Annotated in this window: 23 protein-coding genes; 5 read left to right on the forward strand and 18 right to left on the reverse strand. The window is 72.8% G+C overall.

Annotated elements, in window-relative coordinates; genetic code table 11:
- Nucleotides 1–22 precede the first annotated feature (22 nt).
- From AC1C2V_RS00570 to AC1C2V_RS00605, 8 genes are all read right to left on the reverse strand, one after another.
- Nucleotides 23–1,336, reverse strand: a complete 1,314-nt coding sequence (locus tag AC1C2V_RS00570) for a thymidine phosphorylase (RefSeq protein ID WP_495387630.1) — start codon at nt 1,334–1,336, stop codon at nt 23–25.
- A complete protein-coding gene (locus tag AC1C2V_RS00575) occupies nt 1,333–1,752 on the reverse strand; it encodes a cytidine deaminase (protein ID WP_495387631.1) in 420 nt (139 codons plus the stop codon). Before AC1C2V_RS00575 ends, AC1C2V_RS00570 begins: the two co-directional genes overlap by 4 nt.
- 11 nt (nt 1,753–1,763) lie before the next feature.
- Complete coding sequence (locus AC1C2V_RS00580; RefSeq protein ID WP_495387632.1) at nt 1,764–3,062, reverse strand: ABC transporter permease; 1,299 nt, start codon at nt 3,060–3,062, stop codon at nt 1,764–1,766.
- Nucleotides 3,059–4,333, reverse strand: a complete 1,275-nt coding sequence (locus tag AC1C2V_RS00585; RefSeq protein WP_495388417.1) for an ABC transporter permease — start codon at nt 4,331–4,333, stop codon at nt 3,059–3,061. Before AC1C2V_RS00585 ends, AC1C2V_RS00580 begins: the two co-directional genes overlap by 4 nt.
- A gap of 221 nt (nt 4,334–4,554) precedes the next feature.
- On the reverse strand, nt 4,555–6,111 hold the full coding sequence (locus AC1C2V_RS00590) for an ABC transporter ATP-binding protein (protein ID WP_495387633.1): 1,557 nt from the start codon (nt 6,109–6,111) through the stop codon (nt 4,555–4,557).
- Between the two features lie 179 nt (nt 6,112–6,290).
- Nucleotides 6,291–7,397, reverse strand: coding sequence for a BMP family lipoprotein (locus AC1C2V_RS00595; RefSeq protein ID WP_495387634.1), 1,107 nt, complete (start codon nt 7,395–7,397; stop codon nt 6,291–6,293).
- A gap of 161 nt (nt 7,398–7,558) precedes the next feature.
- Nucleotides 7,559–8,752 carry an amidohydrolase gene (locus AC1C2V_RS00600; RefSeq protein WP_495387635.1) on the reverse strand — a complete coding sequence of 398 codons (1,194 nt, stop codon included), beginning with the start codon at nt 8,750–8,752 and terminating at the stop codon, nt 7,559–7,561.
- Complete coding sequence (locus AC1C2V_RS00605) at nt 8,749–9,912, reverse strand: mannose-1-phosphate guanylyltransferase (RefSeq protein WP_495387636.1); 1,164 nt, start codon at nt 9,910–9,912, stop codon at nt 8,749–8,751. The genes AC1C2V_RS00600 and AC1C2V_RS00605 overlap by 4 nt, the downstream gene beginning before the upstream one ends.
- A gap of 179 nt (nt 9,913–10,091) precedes the next feature.
- Between AC1C2V_RS00605 and sdhC the strand changes: the two genes are divergently transcribed.
- From sdhC to AC1C2V_RS00625, 4 genes are read left to right on the forward strand one after another with little or no spacing between them, the layout of a single operon-like run.
- Nucleotides 10,092–10,475 carry a succinate dehydrogenase, cytochrome b556 subunit gene (gene sdhC / locus AC1C2V_RS00610; RefSeq protein ID WP_495387637.1) on the forward strand — a complete coding sequence of 128 codons (384 nt, stop codon included), beginning with the start codon at nt 10,092–10,094 and terminating at the stop codon, nt 10,473–10,475.
- On the forward strand, nt 10,475–10,945 hold the full coding sequence (gene sdhD / locus AC1C2V_RS00615) for a succinate dehydrogenase, hydrophobic membrane anchor protein (protein ID WP_495387638.1): 471 nt from the start codon (nt 10,475–10,477) through the stop codon (nt 10,943–10,945). The genes sdhC and sdhD overlap by 1 nt, the downstream gene beginning before the upstream one ends.
- Nucleotides 10,946–10,960: 15 nt before the next feature.
- Nucleotides 10,961–12,796 (forward strand): succinate dehydrogenase flavoprotein subunit, encoded by a 1,836-nt coding sequence (gene sdhA / locus AC1C2V_RS00620; protein ID WP_495387639.1) that lies wholly within the window; start codon nt 10,961–10,963, stop codon nt 12,794–12,796.
- Nucleotides 12,796–13,572: a succinate dehydrogenase iron-sulfur subunit gene (locus AC1C2V_RS00625; protein ID WP_495387640.1), complete on the forward strand. Its 777-nt coding sequence runs from the start codon at nt 12,796–12,798 to the stop codon at nt 13,570–13,572. Before sdhA ends, AC1C2V_RS00625 begins: the two co-directional genes overlap by 1 nt.
- Here the strand turns inward: AC1C2V_RS00625 and AC1C2V_RS00630 are convergent.
- The 7 genes from AC1C2V_RS00630 to sigE all read right to left on the reverse strand — a co-directional run bounded on the left by AC1C2V_RS00630 (nt 13,556) and on the right by sigE (nt 19,730).
- Nucleotides 13,556–14,599, reverse strand: coding sequence for a YihY/virulence factor BrkB family protein (locus AC1C2V_RS00630; RefSeq protein ID WP_495387641.1), 1,044 nt, complete (start codon nt 14,597–14,599; stop codon nt 13,556–13,558). The genes AC1C2V_RS00625 and AC1C2V_RS00630 overlap by 17 nt on opposite strands.
- 9 nt (nt 14,600–14,608) lie before the next feature.
- A complete protein-coding gene (locus AC1C2V_RS00635) occupies nt 14,609–15,163 on the reverse strand; it encodes a 2'-5' RNA ligase family protein (protein WP_495387642.1) in 555 nt (184 codons plus the stop codon).
- The gene (gene trpS, locus AC1C2V_RS00640) at nt 15,160–16,242 is read right to left on the reverse strand and encodes a tryptophan--tRNA ligase (RefSeq protein WP_495387643.1); all 1,083 of its coding nucleotides are present in this window, start codon (nt 16,240–16,242) and stop codon (nt 15,160–15,162) included. The genes AC1C2V_RS00635 and trpS overlap by 4 nt, the downstream gene beginning before the upstream one ends.
- 68 nt (nt 16,243–16,310) lie before the next feature.
- The gene (locus AC1C2V_RS00645; RefSeq protein WP_495387644.1) at nt 16,311–16,676 is read right to left on the reverse strand and encodes a twin-arginine translocase TatA/TatE family subunit; all 366 of its coding nucleotides are present in this window, start codon (nt 16,674–16,676) and stop codon (nt 16,311–16,313) included.
- Nucleotides 16,677–16,750: 74 nt separating this feature from the next.
- Nucleotides 16,751–18,097, reverse strand: a complete 1,347-nt coding sequence (locus AC1C2V_RS00650; RefSeq protein ID WP_495387645.1) for a S1C family serine protease — start codon at nt 18,095–18,097, stop codon at nt 16,751–16,753.
- A complete protein-coding gene (locus AC1C2V_RS00655) occupies nt 18,094–19,080 on the reverse strand; it encodes a zf-HC2 domain-containing protein (RefSeq protein ID WP_495387646.1) in 987 nt (328 codons plus the stop codon). Before AC1C2V_RS00655 ends, AC1C2V_RS00650 begins: the two co-directional genes overlap by 4 nt.
- Nucleotides 19,077–19,730 (reverse strand): RNA polymerase sigma factor SigE, encoded by a 654-nt coding sequence (gene sigE / locus AC1C2V_RS00660; protein ID WP_495387647.1) that lies wholly within the window; start codon nt 19,728–19,730, stop codon nt 19,077–19,079. Before sigE ends, AC1C2V_RS00655 begins: the two co-directional genes overlap by 4 nt.
- A 193-nt stretch (nt 19,731–19,923) precedes the next feature.
- On the opposite strand from sigE, the gene AC1C2V_RS00665 reads away from it, so the two are divergent.
- Complete coding sequence (locus AC1C2V_RS00665) at nt 19,924–20,493, forward strand: O-methyltransferase (protein WP_495387648.1); 570 nt, start codon at nt 19,924–19,926, stop codon at nt 20,491–20,493.
- A 115-nt stretch (nt 20,494–20,608) separates the two neighbouring features.
- Here AC1C2V_RS00665 and AC1C2V_RS00670 read toward each other — a convergent pair whose 3' ends face one another.
- The 3 genes from AC1C2V_RS00670 to AC1C2V_RS00680 all read right to left on the reverse strand — a co-directional run bounded on the left by AC1C2V_RS00670 (nt 20,609) and on the right by AC1C2V_RS00680 (nt 22,813).
- Nucleotides 20,609–20,776: a DUF3117 domain-containing protein gene (locus tag AC1C2V_RS00670; RefSeq protein ID WP_079573043.1), complete on the reverse strand. Its 168-nt coding sequence runs from the start codon at nt 20,774–20,776 to the stop codon at nt 20,609–20,611.
- Nucleotides 20,777–20,939: 163 nt separating this feature from the next.
- The gene (gene folP / locus AC1C2V_RS00675; RefSeq protein ID WP_495387649.1) at nt 20,940–21,911 is read right to left on the reverse strand and encodes a dihydropteroate synthase; all 972 of its coding nucleotides are present in this window, start codon (nt 21,909–21,911) and stop codon (nt 20,940–20,942) included.
- A gap of 29 nt (nt 21,912–21,940) precedes the next feature.
- The gene (locus AC1C2V_RS00680; protein ID WP_495387650.1) at nt 21,941–22,813 is read right to left on the reverse strand and encodes an LOG family protein; all 873 of its coding nucleotides are present in this window, start codon (nt 22,811–22,813) and stop codon (nt 21,941–21,943) included.
- Nucleotides 22,814–22,821 lie beyond the last annotated feature (8 nt).

The following is a 22,821-nucleotide window of genomic DNA, read 5'->3' on the forward strand; positions in this document are numbered from 1 at the left end:
GCGGGCCCATCGCCGCCTGCCCTCAGCCGATCCGGTCGAGCACCAGCGGCGCCACCGCGGCCGGGCCGCCGTCCTCGGCCACGGACCACGCGCCGTCCAGCGCCGCGCGGGCCCGGTCGAAGCGTTCCGGGGTGTCCGTGTGGAGCGTCAGCACCGGCTGCCCGGGCTCGACACGCTCGCCGGGGCGCACATGGATCTCGACGCCCGCACCCGCCTGGACCGGGTCCTCGCGCCGGGAGCGGCCCGCACCGAGCCGCCAGGCCGCGATGCCCACGCCGTACGCGTCCAGGCGGGCGAGGACGCCGCCCTGGTCGGCGACCACGTCCTCGCGGTGCCGGGCGACGGGCAGCGGCGCGTCGGGGTCGCCGCCCTGCGCCGCGATCATCCGCCGCCACACGTCCATGGCGCGCCCGTCGCCGAGCGCGGCGCGCACCTCCGCCTCGGGCACCGGGCGTCCCGCGCCCGCGAGCATCTCGACCGCGAGCGCCACCGTCAGGTCGGTGACGTCGGCGGGGCCGCCGCCGGCGAGCACCTCCACCGACTCGCGGACCTCGAGCGCGTTGCCCGCCGTCCGGCCCAGCGGTACCTGCATGCCGGTGAGCAGCGCGACCGTGCGCACCCCCGCGTCCGTGCCCAGGTCCACCATGGTGCGCGCGAGCTCCCGCGCGGACTCCAGGTCCTTCATGAACGCGCCCGAGCCGACCTTCACGTCGAGCACGAGCGCGCCCGTGCCCTCCGCGATCTTCTTGCTCATGATGGAGCTGGCGATGAGCGGCACCGACTCGACCGTGCCGGTGACGTCGCGCAGGGCGTAGAGCTTCTTGTCGGCGGGGGCGAGGCCGGCGCCCGCGGCGCAGACCACGGCGCCGACGTCCTCGAGCTGGTCCATGAGCTCGGCGTTGGTCAGCGAGGCGCGCCAGCCCGGGATCGCCTCCAGCTTGTCCAGGGTGCCGCCGGTGTGGCCGAGCCCGCGCCCGGAGAGCTGCGGGACGGCGACCCCGAACGACGCCACCAGGGGCGCGAGCGGCAGGGTGATCTTGTCGCCCACCCCGCCGGTGGAGTGCTTGTCCGCCGTGGGGCGCGACAGGCCGGAGAAGTCCATCCGTTCCCCGGAGGCGATCATCGCGCCCGTCCAGCGGGCCACCTCGGGCCGGCTCATTCCCCGCAGCAGGATCGCCATCGCGAGCGCCGACATCTGCTCCTCGGCGACGGCCCCACGGGTGTAGGCGCCCACCACCCAGTCGATCTGGTCGGGGCCGAGCGGGAGTCCGTCCCGCTTGGCCCGGATGACGTCGACGGCGTCGAATGGCTCGTGACCTGACGAGGTGTTGCTCATGCCGTGCCCCTTCCCTTGTGGCGTTCGAGGTCCTGCACGCCGAACGCGTCGGGCAGCACCTCGGTCATGGGCACCACGCCCCGGACGGACTCGACGAGGAGGTCGGGCCCGCCGTGCTCCCACAGCAGCTGCCGGCAGCGCCCGCAGGGCATGAGGACCTCGCCGGTACCGTCCACGCAGGTGAAGGCGACGAGGCGGCCTCCCCCGCCGGTGACCAGCGCGGAGATCAGCGAGCACTCGGCGCAGAGCGTCACGCCGTAGGCGGCGTTCTCCACGTTGCAGCCCACCACCACGCGCCCGTCGTCGACGAGCGCCGCCGCGCCCACCGGGAACCCGGAGTACGGCGCGTACGCCCGGGTGACGACGTCGCGCGCCGCCGCCCGCAGCGTGTCCCAGTCGATGTGCTCGTCGGGCATGGCTGTGCCCCCTATTCCTTGGTGTACGCGGTCCCGGACGCCGCGGGGGCACGCGACCGCCCGACGAGCCCGGCCACCGCCAGCAGCGTCACCAGGTACGGGAGCATGAGCATGAACTGGCTCGGCACCGGGGATCCCACCACCGACAGCACGTTCTGCAGGTTCGTGGCGAAGCCGAACAGCAGGCCCGCCAGCGCGGCGCGCAGCGGGTCCCACTTGCCGAAGATGACGGCCGCGAGGGCGATGAACCCGGCGCCCGCCGTCATCTCCCGGCCGAACTGGTTGATCGACACCACCGTGTAGAAGGCGCCGCCCATGCCGGCGATCGCGCCGCCGATGAGGACCGCGCGGTACCGGGTGCGCACGACGTCGATGCCGACCGTGTCCGCCGCCTTGGGGTGCTCGCCCACGGCGCGCACCCGCAGGCCCCAGCGGGTGCGGAACAGCGCGAACCACACCGCGGCGACGGCGACGAACATCAGGTACACGACGATGGTCTGGTTGAACAGCACCGGGCCGACGATCGGGATGCGCTCGAGCAGCGGGATTGGCAGGCGCTCGAAGCGCGTGGTGGCGTTGAGCGCCTCGGTGTTGGGGACCAGCAGCTCCGAGTAGAAGAAGCTGGTAAGGCCGATCACCAGCACGTTGAGCACCACGCCGACGATCACCTGGTTGACCTTGTAGGTGATCGTGAACAGGCCGAGCACCAGCGCCACCAGGGCGCTCGCGACCACCGCGGCGAACAGGCCGGCCCAGGGGCTGTTCGTGATCGACCCGACGATGGCGGCGACGAACGCGCCGGCGAGCAGCTGGCCCTCGATCGCGATGTTCACCACGCCGGCACGCTCGCCCACGACGCCGCCGAGCGCGCCGTAGACGATCGGCACGGACAGCCCGACGGCGCCGCTCAGCAGGCCGACGACAGACAGGTCGCGCGGGCTGCCGGCGGCGGCCCAGGCGAGGAAGCCCACGAGGAGTGCGGCGACGAAGACGGCGATCGCCCAGACCGGCACCGGCCGCCCGGCCCGGGTGCGCACGGCGGCGAACCCGAGCACGAGCATCCCCACGGCGCCGCACACCCAGGCGGTGGCCATGGCCGGGACCACGATCGTGGACAGCACGACGTAGTCGGTGCTGGTGGACAGCTGGAAACGAGCCGACCCCTCGTGCGGCCCGACCAACAGGAGCAGCGCGTACAGGACGAGCACCACCCCGAGGCCGATGACGGCCTTCCACGTCACCGTGCTGACGGTGCGCGACGTGGCCCGCGAGGCGGCGGGCCCCGGGGCGTCGACGGTCGTGGCGGTCATGCCTGTCCCTCCTGTGCGGTGCGACGGCGGCGCTCTCGTCGCTTCGGCGCCCGGTCCGGCTGCGGCAGGCGGAAGATGGCCCGCACGAGCGGCGGCGCCGCGATGAACAGCACGATCAGCGACTGCACGACGAGCACGATCTCGATGGGGATGCCCTGCGCCGCCTGCATCGCGGAGCCGCCGGCCTTGAAGCCGCCGAAGAGGATGCCCGCGCCCAGCACCCCCCACGGCGAGGAGCCGCCCAGCAGCGCGACCGTGATCGCGTCGAAGCCGATGCCGGCGTCGATGTCGGCGCTGAAGCCCGTGGTCACGGTGCCCAGCACCTGCTGTGTGCCCGCGAGGCCCACCAGACCACCGGCGACGAGCATGACGAGCACCGTGGTGCGGGGCACGTCGATGCCCGCGACCCGCGCGGCCTTGGGGTTCTCCCCCACGGCGCGGAACGCGAAGCCGGCGCTCGAGCGGTTGAGCAGCCACCAGACGCCCACCACGGCGAGCAGCGACAGCACGAAGCCCCAGTGCAGGTTGTAGCGCTCGCCGAGCAGCCCCGGCAGCACGGCACTGTCCTGCATCGGCGGCGTCTTCGGGTTAGCCGACCCCGGCGCCTGCATCAGCCCGGGCGTCGCGAGGAAGTACGACAGCAGGTAGAACGCGACGTAGTTGAGCATGATCGTGACGATCACCTCGTGCGCGCCGGTGCGGGCCTTGAGCAGGCCCGCGATGCCCGCCCACAGCGCGCCGGCGGCGATGCCCGCGACCAGGCAGAGCAGCATGTGCAGGGGGAACGGCAGGCCGGTCACGCCGAAGCCGATCCAGCCGGCGGCGGTGGCGGCCATGAGCATCTGCCCCTGGCCGCCGATGTTGAACAGGCCCGCGCGGAACGCGAGCGCGACGCCCAGGCCGGCCGCGATCAGCGGCGTGGCGTTCGTGAGGGTCTGCGTCAGCGGGCGGATGCCCTGCGCGAACGAGTCGGCGCCGAAGTTGTAGACCGCCCCCTGGAAGAGCGCGGAGTACGCGCCGCCCACGGCCTGGCCGATCGACGCGAGCGTGTCGCCCGGGCGGGCGAAGAAGTACGGCGCGGCGGCGACCACCTCCTCGTCCGTGACGACGATGAGGATCGAGCCCGCCACGATCGCGAGCACGATCGCGCCGAGCGCCACGGCCCAGCCGCCGGAGGTCGCGCGCCGCAGCGCGTCGCGCCACCGGTCGCCGGACTCGTCCAGGGCGGGCGCCTGCTCGCGGGCGACCTCCTGCTCGAGCGCCTCCGCCAGGCCGGGCTCGGCCTCCGGGTCGACCGTCTCGAGCGCCTCGCCCAGCGGCGAGTCGGGGTCGACGAGATCGCCCGTCGAGCGCGTCGAGCCCGTCGAGCGCGTCGAGCGCGTCGAGCCCGTCGAGCGCGTCGAGCGCGTCGAGCCCGTCGAGGACCCGGGTTCCGGGACCTCGGGCTGCGTACCGTCCGGGTCGGTGCCGTCGGGCCGGGGCGTCTCGCCGCTCACGCCGCGTCTCCTTGGTTCTGGGGGCCGGTCTGGGGGCCTGCCTCGGGGCCGGTCTCCGGCGCGATGCCGGCCATCATGAGGCCGAGCACGTCGCGCGGGGTCGTCGCCGGGACGATGCCGACGACGCGCCCGCGGTACATGACCATGATCCGGTCGGCCAGGGCGACGGCCTCGTCGAGCTCGGTCGAGACCACCAGCACCGGGATGCCGGTGTCGCGGGTCTCGACGATCCGCTTGTGGATGAACTCGATCGAGCCGACGTCGACGCCGCGGGTCGGCTGCGCGGCGACCAGCAGGCTGAGGTCGCGCGAGAGCTCCCGCGCCAGGACGACCTTCTGCTGGTTGCCGCCCGACAGCCGGCCCACGCGAGTTTCGATGCCCTGGGTGCGCACGTCGAACTCGGCGACCTTCTCCACGGCGAACTGGTCGCGCGCCGCGAGCTGCAGGGTGCCGTGCCGCACGAACGGCGGCCCGTCGGTGCGGTCGAGCACGAGGTTCTCGGCGATGGTGAACTCGCCGACCAGCCCGTCCACCGTGCGGTCCTCGGGCACGAAGCCCACGCCGGCGTCGAGGATCCGGCGCACCGAGCGGCCCACCAGCTCCTTGCCGTCCAGCCGCACGCTGCCGGTCACCGACTCCTGCAGGCCCACGAGCGCCTCGGTCAGCTCGGTCTGTCCGTTGCCCTGCACCCCGGCGACCACGAGCACCTCGCCGCCGCCCACCGTGAAGCTCACGTCGTCCACCAGCACCTGCCCGTCCGGGCCGGCGACCCGCAGGTCGGTGACGACGAGCTCGTTGGCCGTGGTCTGCGGCTCGTCCTTGCGCACGGTGAGCTCGACGGCGCGGCCCACCATGAGGGAGGCCAGCTCCGCGTCGGTGGCGGTGGGGCTGGCCTCGCCGACCACCTTGCCGTGCCGCACCACGGTGATGCGGTCCGCGACGGCCCGCACCTCGCGCAGCTTGTGCGTGATGAAGACGATCGCCGCACCCTCGTCCCGCAGCTGGCGCATGATCCCCATGAGCTCGTCGGTCTCCTGGGGGGTGAGCACCGCGGTCGGCTCGTCGAAGATCAGCACGTCCGCGTCGCGCCCGAGCGCCTTGATGATCTCGACCCGCTGCTGCACGCCCACGGGGAGGTCCTCCACCAGCGCGTCCGGGTCCACGTGGAAACCGAAGCGGTCGGCGATCTCGGTGACCTTGGTGCGCGAGCTGTCCAGGTCGAGCACGCCTGCGGCGCGCGTGGACTCGTGGCCGAGCATGACGTTCTCGGCCACCGAGAACACGGGCACGAGCATGAAGTGCTGGTGCACCATGCCGATACCGGCCGCCATCGCGTCGCCGGGCCCGTCGAAGGTCCGGACCTCGCCGTCCAGCAGGATCTCGCCCTCGTCGGCCTGGTACAGGCCGTAGAGCACGTTCATCAGCGTGGACTTGCCGGCGCCGTTCTCGCCCAGCAGGCAATGGATCTCGCCGGGCTGCACCACCAGGTCGATGTGGTCGTTCGCCACGAGCGCGCCGAAGCGCTTCGTGATGCCTCGCAGCTCGAGCCTCATGCTCAGCCTTCCGTCCGATCGCGGGGTCTCAGGAGGTGGTGGAGCAGCGCACCGCCATCAGCCTCTCACCGGGGCAGCCTCTCAAGGGGCAGCCCCGACACCGTCTGCATCGGTCACGCACGGGTGGCGCGGTCCATGCGGACCGCGCCACCGCTCAACGTGCCGTCACGCCGCTGCCATCACTCCTTGCCGGAGAGGCCGGAGAGGTAGGAGTCGACCTCGACCTCGCCAGAGATGATCTTCTCCTGGAGGGCGGTGACCTCCTCCATGAGGGCCGGGTCGACCTTGTCCTCGAAGTTGTGCAGCGGGGCGAGCCCCACGCCCTCGTTCTCCAGCGTGCCGACGTACGGCGTCGGGTCGAAGTTGCCCTTGCCGGCCGCCATCACCGCGTCGTAGGTGGAGACGTCCATCTTCTTGAGGATCGACGTCAGCACGTAGTCCTGGGTGGACGGGTCGGTCTCGAAGAAGTCCGCGTCGACGCCGACGAGGGCCACGTCCTTGCCCGAGTCCTGGATCGCCGCGATGGCGGACTGGTAGATCGGGCCGCCGACGGGCAGGAGCACGTCCACGCCCTGGTCGATGATGTTCTGCGCGGTCGTCTTCGCGGTCTCGTTGGCCTCGAAGCCGCCCGTGAACGACCCCTCGTCGCCGCCGGAGTACCCGACGACCTCGACCTCGGCGTCCTTGGCCTCGTTGTAGTACTCGACGCCCTGCTTGAAGCCGTCCATGAAGATGGTCACGGTCGGGAACGGCTGGCCGCCGAACGTGCCGACCTTGCCCGTCTCCGAGTACCCGGCCGACAGGTAGCCCGCCAGGAACGCGGCCTGGGCGGTGTCGTACAGCAAGGGCTTGATGTTCTCGGCGTCCGTCGTGCCGTCGAAGTCCGCGTCCGCGGCGTCGTCGACGATGATGTACTCGGACTCCGGGTTGGCGGTCGCCGACTCGATCGTCGCGGCCGAGAGCGCGAAGCCCACCGACACGATCGTGTCGCAGTTCTGCCCGACGAGGGACTCGAGGTTCGGCTTGAAGTCGCTCTCGGACTGCGACTGGACCTCGACGGCCTCCGTGCCGAGCTCCTCCGCGGCCTGGAGCACACCCTCGTAGCTGAGCTGGTTGAAGCTCTTGTCGTCGAACCCGCCCTGGTCCGAGACGATGCACGGCTTGAAGTCGCTCGCGGCGGCCGAACCGCCCCCGTCGCCACCGGACTCCTCCGGGGCCTCGGCACAAGCCGCCAGCGCGAGCGCGGCGACGCCTGCGAGGGCAGTGAGCTGGATCGCTCTCTTCACCTGTCGCTCCTGTCGATCGTTCGTCGGGCCAGGGTCGTCCGGCCCGTCACGCAGGGAATCCTAGTCACCGCTGGGGACGCGGAGTACCGCGCGCCACGAACCCGCAGTAGTCGTTACCGAAGCGGTATCGACCGGGAACACGCCGGAGACTTTCCGGTGAATCAGGGCTGCAGCGCGAAACGTGCCAGCAGCCGGGCCCCGACGGCGATCGACCGCTCGTCCACGACCAGGTCACCCTGGTGGATGTCGTAGCGCCGCTCCCCCGGCGTCCCGGTGCCCAGCCGGGCCATCGCGCCCGGGACCTTGGTCAGGTACCAGGCGAAGTCCTCGCCGCCGAGGGACTGCTCCGTGAGCACCACGCCGTCGGGCCCGAGCACCGCGGCGCCGGCGGCCTCGAGCGCGCCCGTCACCGCCGCGTCGTTGTCCACCGGCGGGACGCCGCGCGCGTGCCGCACTGTCACGTCCACCTCGTACGGGGCCACCACCTGCTCCACCGCGTCGTGCAGCACCTGGCCGGCCCGCTCCCAGGCGCGCACGTCGAGGCAGCGCAGCGTGCCACTGACCGTGCCGGTGGCCGGGATCGCGTTGTGCGCGTTGCCCGCGTGCACGGTGCCCCAGGTGAGGTTCACGCCGGAGCGCGGGTCGAGCCGCCGGCCCAGCACCGCCGGCACCTGCGTGATGACCTGGCCCAGCGCGTACACCACGTCCCCGGTCAGGTGCGGCCGCGACGTGTGCCCGCCGCCCGACGACAGGGTCACGGTGACGCTGTCGGAGGCGGAGGTGATGGGGCCGATCCGGGTGCCGACCTGCCCGACGTCGAGCTTGGGCTCGCAGTGCACCGCGGCGATCCGGTCGACGCCGTCCAGCGCGCCCTGCGCCACGACGTCGTGCGCGCCGCCGGGCGTGACCTCCTCAGCCGGCTGGAAGACGAGCCGCACCCCGCGGTCGAGCAGACCCTCGTCGTGCAGGGCGGCGAGCGCCAGCCCCGCGCCGAGCACCACCGTGGTGTGCACGTCGTGGCCGCAGGCGTGCGCGACGCCCGGCACGACGGACTCGAAGGGCAGCCCGCAGGAGTCGTCGAGCGGCAGCGCGTCGATGTCGGCGCGCAGCGCGACGCGGCCGCGCCCGTCCGCCGAGCGCTCCGGCCCGACGTCGCAGACCAGCCCCGTGGCCTCCAGCAGCCGCGGCGCGAGACCCGCCGCGCGCAGGCGGTCGGCCACCAGGGCGGTGGTGCGCACCTCCTGGCGGCCGAGCTCGGGGTGCGCGTGCACGTCGCGGCGGATCTCGATCAGCTCGGCCTCGAGGGCCGCGAGGACCTCGTCGAGCCGCGCGCCGGCGTCCACGGGGGCGCTCACAGGAGGTCCTCGCGGCCGTGCGAGCGCATCGCGTCGACCATGTCCTTCACCTGCTGGGCGCGGGCACGGGTCGTCACCAGCAGGGCGTCGGGCGTGTCCACCACGACGACGTCGTCGATGCCGAGCAGCGCCACCACCCGGTCCCCGCCGGGTACGACGACGGACCCGGCCGACTGCACGCGCACCACGTCCCCCGGGTCGCCGAGCACCTTGGACCCGCTGTCGTCGTCCGACGGGAGCAGGGCCGCGAGCGAGTTGAAGTCCCCCACGTCGTCCCAGCCGAACGTGCCCGGAACGACGGCGACGCCGCCCTCGGCCGCGACGGGCTCGGCCACGGCGTGGTCGATCGCGATCTTCTCCAGGCCTGGCCACACCTCGGCCAGCACCCGGTCGCGGTCCGGGCCGTCCCAGGCGGCCGCGACGGCGCGGAGCCCGTCGTGCAGGGCCGGCCGCTGCTGCGCAAGGTGGCCGAGCAGCACCGACGCGCGGGCCACGAAGATCCCCGCGTTCCAGCGGTACTCCCCGGAGGCGACGTACTCGCGGGCGGTCGCGGCGTCCGGCTTCTCCGTGAAACCCCGCACGTGCAGGGCGCTCGGCGCGTCGTCGACACCCAGGGGGTCGCCGCTGTGCACGTAGCCGAACGCCACGGACGGGCGCGAGGCGGCGATCCCGATCGTCGCGACATACCCCGCGCGCGCGGCCGCGACGGCCTCGCGCACCGCCGCCTCGAAGGAGGCCGTGCCCGACACCACCTGGTCCGCGGCGAACGAGCCGACGACGACGTCGCCGTGCCGGTGCTCGAGCACCGCGGCCGCCAGCCCGATCGCCGCCATCGAGTCCCGCGGCGAGGGCTCGGCCAGGACGTCGTCCGCCCCGAGCTCGGGCAGCTGCTCGCGGGCCGCGGGCACGTGCTGCGTCCCGGTGACGAGCACCACGCCGCCGGGGCCGGTGAGCGGCCCGAGCCGGTCCACCGTGCCCTGCAGCAGGGAGCGCCCGGTACCGGCGAGGTCGTGCAGGAATTTGGGGGCGCCCGCGCGGGACAGCGGCCACAGCCGGGTGCCGGCGCCGCCGGCGGGGACCACGGCGTAGAACCCAGGGATCGGTCGGGAGGCCGGTCCGGCCGGGCTCGATGATCCGGACGGAGGTGCCGCAGTGCTCATGTCCGCAGCATAGGCGTGCTGACGGCCGAGCCGTCGGCGACGTCAACCCTGTGGAATAGGTCACGAAAGGCACCGGAGCGCCCCGGTTTGCCGGACCCCGTGTGCCGCGAGACGACCTGATGTCACTACAGTGAACGTGAACGGAATCCACCCAGAATCCGCCAACGGAGGCTCCCCCCGTGCCTACAGCACCTGCTGGCACGCTCTACCGCGGCCGTGAAGGCATGTGGTCCTGGGTCGCGCATCGCGTGACCGGCGTGCTCATCTACTTCTTCCTCCTCGTGCACATCCTGGACACCGCACTGGTCCGGGTCTCGCCCGAGGCCTACAACGCCGTGATCGGGACGTACCAGACGCCGATCATGGGACTCGGGGAGGCCGGCCTCGTGGCCGCGATCGTCTTCCACGCGTTCAACGGCGTCCGCGTGGTGCTCGTCGACTTCTGGGCCAAGGGCCCGAAGTACCAGAGGGCCATGCTCTGGGTCGTCGTCGGCCTGTTCGTCGTCACCATGGCCGGCTTCCTGCCGCGGCACCTGATGAACGTCTTCGGAGGTGGGCACTGATGGCAGCGACACAGACCGGGTCCCCGTCCGCGATCGCCGAACCCCGCTCCCCGTACGCGCGGCGCAAGACCACGCGCGGCAACTACGAGCTGTACAGCTGGGTGTTCATGCGGGTGTCGGGCGTGCTGCTGCTCGTGCTCGTCTTCGGGCACCTGTTCGTCAACCTCATGGTCGGCGAGGGCGTGCACGCGATCGACTTCGCCTTCGTCGGCGGTAAGTGGTCCAGCCCGTTCTGGCAGGTCTGGGACCTGCTGATGCTGTGGCTCGCGATGATCCACGGCACCAACGGCGTGCGCACCGTCATCAACGACTACGCCCAGCGCGACGCGACGCGCGGCGTGCTCAAGGTGCTGCTCTACCTGGCGTCCGTGATCGTCGTCGTGCTCGGCACGCTCGTGATCTTCACGTTCAACCCCTGCCCGCCGGATGCGCCGGCGAACCTCCTGCCGTCGATCTGTTCCGCGAACTAAGGACTGGCTCCCCCGATGCAGACACACCAGTACGACGTCGTCATCGTCGGCGCAGGCGGCGCCGGCATGCGTGCGGCGCTCGAGGCCTCCGGCGAGGCCCGCACCGCCGTCATCTCCAAGCTCTACCCCACCCGCTCCCACACCGGCGCCGCCCAGGGCGGCATGGCCGCGGCCCTCGCGAACGTCGAGGACGACAACTGGGAGTGGCACACCTTCGACACGGTCAAGGGCGGCGACTACCTCGTCGACCAGGACGCGGCCGAGATCCTCGCCAAGGAGGCCATCGACTCCGTCCTCGACCTCGAGAAGATGGGGCTGCCGTTCAACCGCACCCCCGAGGGCCGGATCGACCAGCGTCGCTTCGGCGGGCACACCCGCGAGCACGGGCAGGCCGCCGTGCGCCGCGCCTGCTACGCCGCGGACCGCACCGGGCACATGATCCTGCAGACGCTCTACCAGAACTGCGTGAAGCAGGACGTGGAGTTCTTCAACGAGTTCTACGTGCTCGACCTGCTCACCGACCACGACCTCACCACCGAGGAGCTGGCCGACGGCGCCGAGGTCAACGCGACCGGCGTCGTGGCCTACGACCTCGCGTCGGGCGAGATCCACGTGTTCCAGGCGAAGGCGATCATCTTCGCCACCGGCGGCGCGGGCAAGATCTTCAAGACCACGTCGAACGCGCACACCCTCACGGGCGACGGCATGGCGCTGGCCTACCGCCGCGGCCTGCCGCTGGAGGACATGGAGTTCTTCCAGTTCCACCCGACGGGCCTCGCCGGCCTGGGCATCCTGCTCTCGGAGGCCGCACGCGGCGAGGGCGCCATCCTGCGCAACTCCGAGGGCGAGCGGTTCATGGAGCGCTACGCGCCCACCATCAAGGACCTCGCGCCGCGCGACATCGTGGCCCGGTCGATGGCCAACGAGGTGCGGGAGGGCCGCGGCGCCGGCCCGAACAAGGACTACGTGCTGCTCGACCTCACGCACCTGGAGCCGGCGCACATCGACGCCAAGCTCCCGGACATCACGGAGTTCGCGCGCACCTACCTCGGCGTCGAGCCCTACACCGAGCCCGTGCCGGTGTACCCCACGGCGCACTACGCCATGGGCGGCGTGCCGACCAACGTGCAGGGCGAGGTGCTCCGCGACAGCCACACCGTCGTCAAGGGCCTCTACGCGGCCGGCGAGGTCGCGTGCGTGTCCGTGCACGGCTCCAACCGGCTCGGCACCAACTCGCTGCTCGACATCAACGTCTTCGGCAAGCGGGCCGGGCGCGCGGCGGCCGCGTACTCCAAGACGGTCCCCCAGCACCGGGAGCTCCCCGAGGCACCGACCGCCCGCGTCGAGGCGCAGCTCTCCGAGATGCGCGACCGGCCCGACGGCGAGCGCGTGTCCGACGTGCGCAAGGCCCTGCAGGAGACCATGGACGCGAACGCCCAGGTGTTCCGCACCGGCGACTCGCTGAACGAGGCGCTCTCGACGATCCGCGAGCTGCAGAAGCGCTACCGGAACGTCTCGGTTCAGGACAAGGGCAAGCTGTTCAACACCGACCTCCTCGAGGCCATCGAGCTGGGGTTCCTGCTCGACATCGCCGAGGTCACGGTCGTCGCGGCGATCAACCGCAAGGAGTCGCGCGGCGGGCACTACCGCGAGGACTACCCGGACCGGGACGACTCCAACTACATGCTGCACACGATGGCGTACCGCCGTCCGACGTCGGCCTCCGACGCCGCCGACGGGCACGTCACGGGCTACTTCGACCACGTCGAGGACTTCGGGGACTACAAGGTCGTCCTCGGATCCAAGCCCGTCACCCAGACGCGCTACGAGCCGATGGAGCGGAAGTACTGATGACTGCTGTTCTCGAGAACCCCGCGACCGAGTCGCTGAAGCCCGAGGTGGGCGCCATCCCCTCGTTCGAGGTCACGCTGCGCATCCGGCGCTACAACCCGGAGTCGGAGCACGGCGAGGAATCGACCTGGGACGAGTTCACGGTCACCGCGCACGGCACCGACCGCGTCCTGGACGCCCTGCACATGATCAAGTGGGAGCAGGACGGGAGCCTGACGTTCCGTCGCTCCTGCGCCCACGGCGTGTGCGGCTCCGACGCCATGCGCATCAACGGCCGCAACCGGCTCGCCTGCAAGACGCTCCTCAAGGACGTCAACCCGGACAAGCCGATCACCGTGGAGCCCATCAAGGGCCTGCCCGTGGTCAAGGACCTCGTGGTCGACATGGAGCCGTTCTTCGCCTCCTACCGCGAGATCATGCCGTTCCTCATCACCTCGGGGAACGAGCCCAGCCGCGAGCGGATCCAGTCCGCCGAGGACCGGGCCCGCTTCGACGACACCACCAAGTGCATCCTGTGCGCCGCGTGCACGTCGTCGTGCCCCGTTTTCTGGACCGACGGGCAGTACTTCGGCCCGGCGGCGATCGTCAACGCGCACCGGTTCATCTTCGACAGCCGCGACGAGGGCGCCACCCAGCGCCTGGAGATCCTCAACGACAAGGAGGGCGTGTGGCGCTGCCGCACGACCTTCAACTGCACCGAGGCCTGCCCCCGCGGCATCGAGGTGACCAAGGCGATCCAGGAGGTCAAGCGCGCGATGATCACCCGCGCGTTCTGACGCTGGGAGCCACCCGGTCGTAGGAGCCCCGTCGTACCCCCCGTACGACGGGGCTCCACGGCCTTCCGCTGCCCTGCCCCTGTCGCACGATGCGCTCGGTCTCGAGGGCCCTGCGGCGGGCACGGAGCTCGGCCTCGGCCCGCTCCAGCTCGTCCAGGCGCGGCGGGTCGAAGATCCACGCGCAGACCATGAGCAGCACGCGGGCGACGAAGTTGACCAGCACGAGCACCGTGACGATGACGGCGAAGGACGCCAGGAGCGCGTTGCGCGCCGCGCTGCCGACGATGATCGACGTCCCCGCCCAGCGCAGGAACCCGGCGACGAGGCCGGCGACCAGGCACCCGAGGACCAGGTCCCGGGTGCGGGGCGGGTGGACCCGGGCGATCACCCGGACGAGCAGGAACACCAGGAACGCGTCGAGGACCACGCCCACGGCGACGCTCCCCAGGCTGAGGGCCCAGCCGACGAGGGCCGAGCTGCCCAGGAGCTCGCGCACCTCGCCGCCCACCCATCGGGAGACGATGCTCGCGGCCGCCGAGGCCAGCACCATCGCGCCCAGCAGCACGAAGCCGACCAGGGCCCACACCTTGGACCACACGGGGCTCTCCGCCGTGATGGGCTCGTCGAACATCGTGCGCACCGAGATGCGGATCGCGCTCATGAAACCGATGGCGGAGAAGAGCAGCACCACCACCGCGACCACGGTCGCCGGGTTCAGGGCGTGCGAGAGGACGAGGTTCTCGGGCGCCAGGGCGCCCTTTTTGCCGCCCGTCGCGATCAGCCCCGGGATCCAGGTGTCGATCTGCTCGAACACCGCCGCCTGGAGCTCGGGGCGGCTGCCGAGCGCGGCGGAGAAGACGCTGAACCCGATCGTCAGCCCGGCGAAGAGCGAGAACAGCGCCGTGTACGCGATGCCGCCGCACAGCAGCGCACCCCGGCGGGCGCCGTACCACGAGAGCGCCCGGGATAGCCGCGTGTCGTTCCACCACTCCATCAGGGCCTTGACCCGGTCGACGGCTGCGCTCACAGGCCGACCCTAGGAAGCCGAGGACGCCCCCGCGAGCCGGAACCAGCGGTGGGGACGCCACACGCCGTCGTCGCCGTGCTCGTACTGCCAGAGCCGGTCGACCTCGAAGACCCCGTCGAAGTCGGCCATCTCGTCGAAGGCCCGGTCCAGGAAGGCGTCGGCCACCTCGTGCGCCACCGTGACGTGCGGGTGGTAGTTGAAGCGCAGGTCCTGTGCCAGCAACCCCGACCGGGCGGCCATCTCCAGCTGCTCGCACTCCGCGATGCCCTCGGCGAGCGAGACGAACACGACGGGCGAGACGGGGCGGAACGTGCCGGCACCGCGCAGGTGCACGCGGAACGGGGGCGTCTCTGCGGCCACCTTCTCGAGGTGCTCGGACACCGCGTCCAGCACCGACACGTCGACGACGGTAGGGCCGACCACCGTGATGTGCGGCGGGATGGCGTGCGCGAGCGGGTCGCCGAGCCGGGCGCGCGCGTCCTGGAGCCGGCTCCCGAACGGCTCGGGCACCGCGATGGCGACGCCGATCCGCACCTGGGAAGGGCCGCGTTCGGGAAGGTTCACCGAGCGCCTCGCGGCAGCAGCCCGAACCGGTCGTAGACCCGGCCGAGCACCGGTCGGGCGATCTCCCGCGCCCGCTCGGCGCCGTCGGCGAGCACCTTGTCGAGCTGGGCCGGGTCCGACAGGTAGGTCTGGGCCCGGGCCTGGAAGGGCTCGAGGAAGGCGACGACCGCGTCCGCCAGGTCCGCCTTGAGGTAGCCGTAGCCGCGGCCGTCGTACTCGGCCGCGATCTCGTCCACGCCGCGACCCGTGACCGCCGAGAAGATGGTCAGCAGGTTGGAGATGCCCGGCTTGGCCGCGGGGGCGTAGCGCACCCCATAGGTCTCGTCGGCGTCCGTGACGGCGGACTTGATCGCCTTGACCGCCTTCTTCGGGTCCTCGAGCAGCCAGACGACGCCCTTGCCGCCGGCGTTCGACTTGCTCATCTTGGCCGTGGGCTCCTGGAGGTCCTGGATCTTGGCCACGGCCTTGACGATGTGCGCCTCGGGGACCACGGCGGTGCCCTCGCCGAAGCGGGCGTTGAGCCGCTGGGCCAGGTCGCGGGTGAGCTCCAGGTGCTGGCGCTGGTCCTCGCCCACCGGCACCAGGTCGGTGTCGTAGAGCAGGATGTCTGCCGCCATGAGCACCGGGTAGGTGAACAGGCCCACCGTGGTGCCCTCAACCCCCTGCTTCGCCGACTTGTCCTTGAACTGCGTCATCCGGCCTGCCTCGCCGAACCCGGTCTGGCAGCTCAGCACCCAGGCCAGCTCGGCGTGCTCCGCGACGTGGGACTGCACGAAGAGGATCGACCGCCCCGGGTCGATGCCCCCCGCGAGGTACTGCGCGGCCGTGCGGCGCGTGCGCTCGCGCAGCGCGGCCGGGTCCGGGCCCACGGTCAGGGCGTGCAGGTCGACGACGCAGTAGAGCGCCTCGTGGTCCTCCTGGAGCGCCACCCACTGGGCCAGGGCTCCCAGGTAGTTCCCGAGGTGCAGCGAACCGTCGGTCGGCTGCATACCGGAGAAGATGCGAGGCAGTCCCTGTGGGGCGGTCCCGCGCTCGAGGGAACCGTGTTCGAGAGAACCGGGGGTGGCGACGTCGGACATGGCGTCCATTGTGGCAGGTCGGCGGGGCACCTCGGAAACCACGTCGGGGGCGGTCCCGATGGGTGGGATCAGGTGGCCTCGTCGTCGAACGGTGCCGGGGCGGCCGACCTCGCGGCGTCGCCCGTGGCGGACGTCGGGGCAGCGGCGGGCGCGGCGGCCCTCGGGGTCGGCGCCGACTCGTCGTCGTCGAGGAGCGCCTCCCGCACGATCCGGCGCGGGTCGTACTGGCGCGGGTCGAGCTTGGACCAGTCCACGTCCTTGAACTCCGGGCCGAGCTCGGTGTCCACCCGCTCCTTCGCGTCGCGCAGCAGGCCCCGGCCACGCTTCACGAGCGAGGCGAGCTGGGCGGCGTAACCGGGGAGGCGCTCGGGCCCGATGAGCAGGACGGCAAGCACCACGATGATGATGAGCTCACCGCCGTTGATGTCCAACACGGCAGCAGCCTAACGGTCGGAGGGGGACGGACGGACCCGGCGGGGTGGACTCGCGGCGGACCTGCGTCGCCGCGTCACCCGCTCTCCTTCTCCTGCAGCACCACGCGCACGTCCCGCTCGTCGCCGTCGTCGCGCACGCGCAGCGTCACGGCGTCGCCGGGCTGCCGCGCGCGGATCGCCACGATCAGCTCGTCGCTCCGCGCGACCGGCCGCCCGTCGATCGTGAGGATCACGTCGCCCGGCCGGATCCCGGCGCGGTCGGCGGGGCCGTCCGGCGTCACGGCCGGCTGGCCCTGCTGGGCATCGCTGGAGACCTGCACGCCCTCGCCGGTGTACGACGTGTCGATCAGGGCCCCGATGACGGGGTACGTGGCGTGCCCCGACTCGATCAGCTGCTCCGCGGTGTGCCGCGCCTGGGCGGCGGGGATCGCGAACCCGAGGCCGATGCTGCCCGTCGCGGCGGCGGCACCGGGCGGTTGCGCGATCGCCGAGTTGATGCCCACCACCTCGCCGTCCGCGTCGACCAGCGGGCCGCCGGAGTTGCCGGGGTTGATCGCGGCGTCCGTCTGAATCGCGTCGATGAACGCGGTCGCCGCGGCGCCGCCCGTCTCGTCCCCGGCCTGCACGGGCCGGTGCAGGGCGCTCACGATCCCCGTCGTCACCGTGGAGTCCAGGCCCAGGGGCGCGCCGACCGCGAGCACCGGGTCGCCCACCACGACCTCGTCGGAGTCGCCGAGGACGAGCGGCACGAGGCCCTTCTCGTCCACCTTGATGACGGCGAGGTCGTAGTCGGCCGTGCGGCCGACCACCTCCGCGTCCCGCTCCCGGCCGTCCGCGAACGTCACCACGGCGTTGTCGTCGGCGCCGGTCGCCCCGGCCACGACGTGGTTGTTGGTGAGGATGTAGCCGTCCGCACGCAGCACGAAGCCCGAGCCCGTGGCGACCCCGTCCGCGCCCGCGACCTGGATCGAGACGACGCTCGGCAGGACGTCGGCGGCCAGCGCGGCCACCGAGCCCGCGGGGCGCTCCCCCGCTGTCTCCGCCGTGCCCTGGCGTGCTGCGGCCGGCTCGGGGAGCGCCGCGTCGGCCGGACGGCCGTCGGCGAGCGCGTCCGAGAGCCGGTCGCCGGCGAACCCGCCCACCGCACCCGCGAGCAGGGCGACCACGACGACGGCCGCCGTCCGCGGGCGGCGGCGGCGCGGCGCGTCTCGCGCCGCCACCGGGAGCGGGTCGGTCGCCGTCGCGCCCGTGCCCGAGGGCTGGGGCATGGGCACCGCGAGCGTCGGGAGCGTCGGGTAAGGCGACGCGGGCAGGGTGAGATGCGGCGCCGGCTCGGGGTCCCGTGCGGGCGGCTCGGGTGCACGCTCGGGCGGCTCGGGCGGCGCGAACAGGTCGTCGGCGGGGTCGGGAGGCGTGGTCATCGTCGCCAGAGGGCTCCTGTCATGGTCGTCCATCCGCGCGAGATCTCACGCAGCACGCCCGTGCCGTCGCCCTCGGCGGAAACCGGGAACGCTGCGACGAGCTCGGCGAGCACGTCGGCCGGCACGTCGGCGGCGACGTCGATCGCGGTGTCCCCGGCTTGCCAGGCGACGTGCCACGGCTCGGTCGAGAGCACGCGCAGGTCGTGGCCGTCGACGTCCAGGGCGCCAGGGCCCTCCACGCCGGCGCCGCCGACGTCGGCGAGACGTCCCTGCCGCTGGCACACGACGGCAGCGCCGTCCGGTCCGGTGAGATCCAGCTCCACGGACGCGGCGTCCGCGCCGTCGCCGGTCTGGCACGTCCCGGTCCGCAGCGCCGTGACCTCGTACCCCGCGGGCAGCGACGTCGGCGCCTCCCAGCCGTGCTCCTGCAACCAGGCGAGGGACTCGGCGGTCGTCTCCCCGGCGACGGTCACGTCACCCACGGTCGTCTCCGCTCCCGCCAGCAGTGTGAGCGCAGCGGCCCTCGACGGGTCCGGGCTGACCACCGGCGCCTGCCCGAGGACGAAGAGCGCCATGCCGAGCACCCCGACGCCGCCGGCGCCCACTGCGACCAGACGACGGGTGCGATGGCGGCGCCTCGAGCCGAGATCGCCGGTCAGCGCGGGTTCCCAGGCGGCCGGACGCTCCCACGCGCTGGAGCGGCCCGGGTCGCGCAGCGGGTCCCCCGCCGTGGACGGGATCGACGCCGACAGCGCCAGCAGGCGGTCGGTGAGTGCCGGGTCCGGGGCCACGTCGCAGGCGGCGGCGAGCGCGCGGTGCGCGGCTCGTGCGGCGTCGAGCTCGGCCGCGCACCGCGCGCAGCGCGCCACGTGGGCGAGCGCCCGCTCCGTGGTCGCCGCGTCGAGCTGGCCGTCGGCGAGGTCGCTCACCCAGGTCCCGAGATGGCTCGCGCCGAGGTGACCCGAGCCGAAGAACCCCGTCACGACCCGGCCCTGCCGCTCGCGCCTCGCGCCGTCACCTCCGCGCGACGGTGCTCCAGCGCGTCTCGGAGCTGCGCGCGAGCCCGGTGGATGCGGGAGCGGACCGTGCCGAGCTTGATCCCCAGGGTCACGGCGATCTCCTCGTAGCTGAGCCCCTCGATGTCGCACAGCACGACGGCGGCGCGGTACTCGGGCCGCAGCGCGTCGAGCGCCGCCTGCACGTCGTTGTCGAGGTTGGCGTGCTCGAAACCGCGCTCGGGCCGGCTGTGGTCCTCCGGCGCTGCGACCCGCGCGGCGTCGTCGCCCATGGCCTCCATGCGGATGCGCTTGCGCCGTCGGACCTGGTCGAGGAAGAGGTTGGTCGTGATGCGGTGCAGCCAGCCCTCGAACGTGCCCGGGGTGTAGCTGGACAAGGAACGGAAGACGCGCAGGAACGTCTCCTGCGTCAGGTCCTCGGCGTCCTGCCGGTTGCCGCTCAGGCGGTACGCCAGCCGGTAGACCCGTGCGGAATGCTCGCGGACGATCGCGTCCCAGGTCGGAGGCGTCCACGGTGCCTGGTCCTGCGATCCTTCCCCGGTGTCCGAGGTCGTCGCAGCGCCGGGCGGCGCGGGCGCCACTGGCGCGGCGTGCACGGGAGCAGGGTTCTTCGTCATCACACCCATCGTCCCACGGCAACGTCCAGGCACGCCGGGTCGTTCCCGCGTACGATCACCGCAGCATCACGACGCCGGCCGTCCGCCGGCGACCCGCCGTGGAGGACCCACTATCAGCACCGACGTCGACGCCCGCAGCGGTCGTACCGCCGCCTGGGCCTACAGCGAGGCCTTCGTCCCCGAGGACGACGTCTTGCTGCGCGCCCGTGAGCGCGCCGCCGAGCTGGGGTGCCAGGCAGCGTCCCCCGGCACGGGTGCCCTGCTGCAGGTCGTGGCCGCCGCGCTCGGCGCACGTGCCGTCGTCGAGGTCGGCACAGGCACCGGCGTGGCCGCCCTCTGGATGCTGCGCGGCATGCCCGACGACGGTGTGCTCACGACGATCGACCCGGAGCTGGAGCACCAGCGCGCCGCGAAGCGGGCGTTCGCCGAGGCAGGGCTGGCGCCCGCCCGCACGCGTGCGATCCCGGGCCGCCCCGCCGACGTCCTGCCGCGACTCACCGACGGGGCGTACGACCTGGTGCTCGTCGGCGCGGAACCCCACGCGTACCCGGAGTACGTCGAGGCCGGGCTGAGGCTGCTGCGACCGGGCGGGGTCCTCGCCGTCGACGGGGCGCTGCACGGTGGCCGGGTGCCCGATCCGGCGCGGCGGGACGAGGCGACCACCGTGGTGCGCGACGTCGGGCGGTCGCTGCGGGCGGACGAGCGGGTGCTGTCCGCGCTCGCCCCGTCCGGTGACGGGCTGCTGCTCGCCGTGCGGCGCTAGCGACCTTCGTACGCACACGCATGAGCGCGGGACGGACGACCCGCCCCGCGCTCACATGATCAGTCCCGGCGGGCCGCGGCTTCCGGGATCCTCCCGGCCGCGGGCCCGGTCGTCGTCAGGAGACGACGGCCTGGAGTGCCTCGCCCAGCTCGGTTGCCTCGGTGGCGTTCAGCTCCACGACCAGACGGCCGCCACCCTCGAGCGGGACCCTCATGACGATGCCGCGCCCTTCCTTGGTGACCTCCAGCGGCCCGTCGCCCGTCCGCGGCTTCATCGCAGCCATCTGTGGCTCTCCATTCCGTTGTCTGGTTCCTCGACCTGACCTCGTTCCCGGCGTCCGCCGGTCGGCGGGGCGGGTTGAGGCGCGCCTCACCATTCTAGGTCAGAACCGGACCATCACTTCCACACCCCGGACGTCAGCGGTCGACAGGCGAGACTGTCGGGCGTCAGGCCAGCCCACGGACCGCGGCCTGCGGCGGGACCTCGTCGCGGACGGCCGCGACCAGGTCCAGGACGCGCCGGGTGGCACGCACGTCGTGCGCCCGGAAGACGCTCGCGCCCATCCACGCGGCGAGGGCCGTGGCGGCCAGCGTCCCCTCCAGTCGTTCGTCCGGCCCGAGCCCCAGGGTCTCCCCCACGAAGTCCTTGCGGCTCAGCGCCATCAGCAGCGGGAAGCCCAGCTCGGCGAGCGCCTCGGTGCGGCGCAGGAGGTGCAGCGAGTGCCAGGTGTTCTTTCCGAAGTCGTGCGTCGGGTCCACCAACACCGACCGCGGCGGCACTCCGCACGCGACCGCGCGCTCGGCCGCTGCCCGCAGGGTCGCCACGACATCGTCCACGACCCCGTCCCGCGGGTCGGTGTCGTGGCTCGTGTCGTGGCTCGTGTCGTGGCTCGTGTCGTGGCCCCTGCCGGGGTACTCGACCCGATACGGGTCGGTGCGCGGCACCGCCCCGCCCGTGTGCGAGCACACCACGCCGACGCCGGCCGCCCCGGCGACCTCGACCAGGGCCGGGTCGTGCCCGGCCCACGTGTCGTTGACCAGATCGGCGCCCGCAGCGACAGCCTCGCGGGCCACACCCGAGCGCCACGTGTCGACGGAGACCATCAGGTCGGGGATCTGCTCGCGCACCCGCGCGACGAACGGGACCACCCGCGCGATCTCGGCAGCCTCGTCGACCTCGGGACCCACGCCGGCGCGCACCCCTCCGACGTCGAGGATCTGCGCACCGTCCGCCCACGCCCGGTGCGCCGCGTCGAGCGCGGCGCCGTCGTCGGACAGCCGCGCCGGGGCGTAGAACGAGTCGGTGGTGCGGTTGACGATCGCCATCACCACCGGCCGCAGCGCGCCGTCCGGACCACCACCGTCCGCACGGCCGACCTCGCGGCCGCGGAGCACCAGCGAGGTCCCGGCGGCGGGCACGCCCGCGGTCCCTCCGGTGCCCGGTTCGCTCACGAGCCGTCGGCCGAGGCGCTCGCCGCGTCCTGCTGGTCCTCCACGAGCTCGTCCAGGGCCTCGCGCTCGGACGCCGCCAGCGCCCGGCCGCGCTCGATCACGTAGCTGACGGCGTCGGCGGGCGAGTCGGTCAGGTGGAGCAGGTCGAGGTCGGCCGGTGCGATCATGCCCCGGTCCGCGACCGCCCCGCGCAGCCATTCGAGCAGCCCGCCCCAGTAGTCCGTGCCCACCAGGACGATCGGGAACTCCGTCACCTTGTGCGTCTGCACGAGCGTCAACGCCTCGAACAGCTCGTCGAACGTGCCGAACCCGCCCGGCAGCACGATGAAGCCCTGCGCGTACTTGACGAACATGGTCTTGCGCGCGAAGAAGTAGCGGAAGTTCACGCCGAGGTTCACGTACTCGTTCATGCCCTGCTCGAACGGCAGCTCGATGCCGAGCCCGATCGACGTGCCGTCCGCCTTCTGCGCACCGGCGTTGGCGGCCTCCATGATCCCCGGCCCGCCCCCGGTCATCACGGCGTACCCCTCCTCGGCGAGGAGCCGTCCGACCTCCACGGCCTGCGCGTAGTCCGGGTGGTCGGGCTGCGTGCGCGCGGAGCCGAACACGGACACGGCCGCCCCGACCTCGGCCAGGGCGCCGAAGCCCTCGACGAACTCCGACTGGATCCGCATGACGCGCCACGGGTCGGAGTGCACCCAGTCGGGGTCCCCCCCGCTCGAGAGCAGCCGCTGGTCGGTGGTCTGGGCAGGGATCTGGGTGCCCCGCAGCAGCACGGGGCCCTTGCGGTAGCCCTTGCCCTTCTGCGGCACCCCGTCGTCTCCGCGGCCGGTACCTGGGCTGCCCTGTGAGGTCGTCGCTCGCGTCATGCCTCGAG

The sequence above is a fragment of the Isoptericola sp. Y541 genome (genome assembly GCF_059445465.1).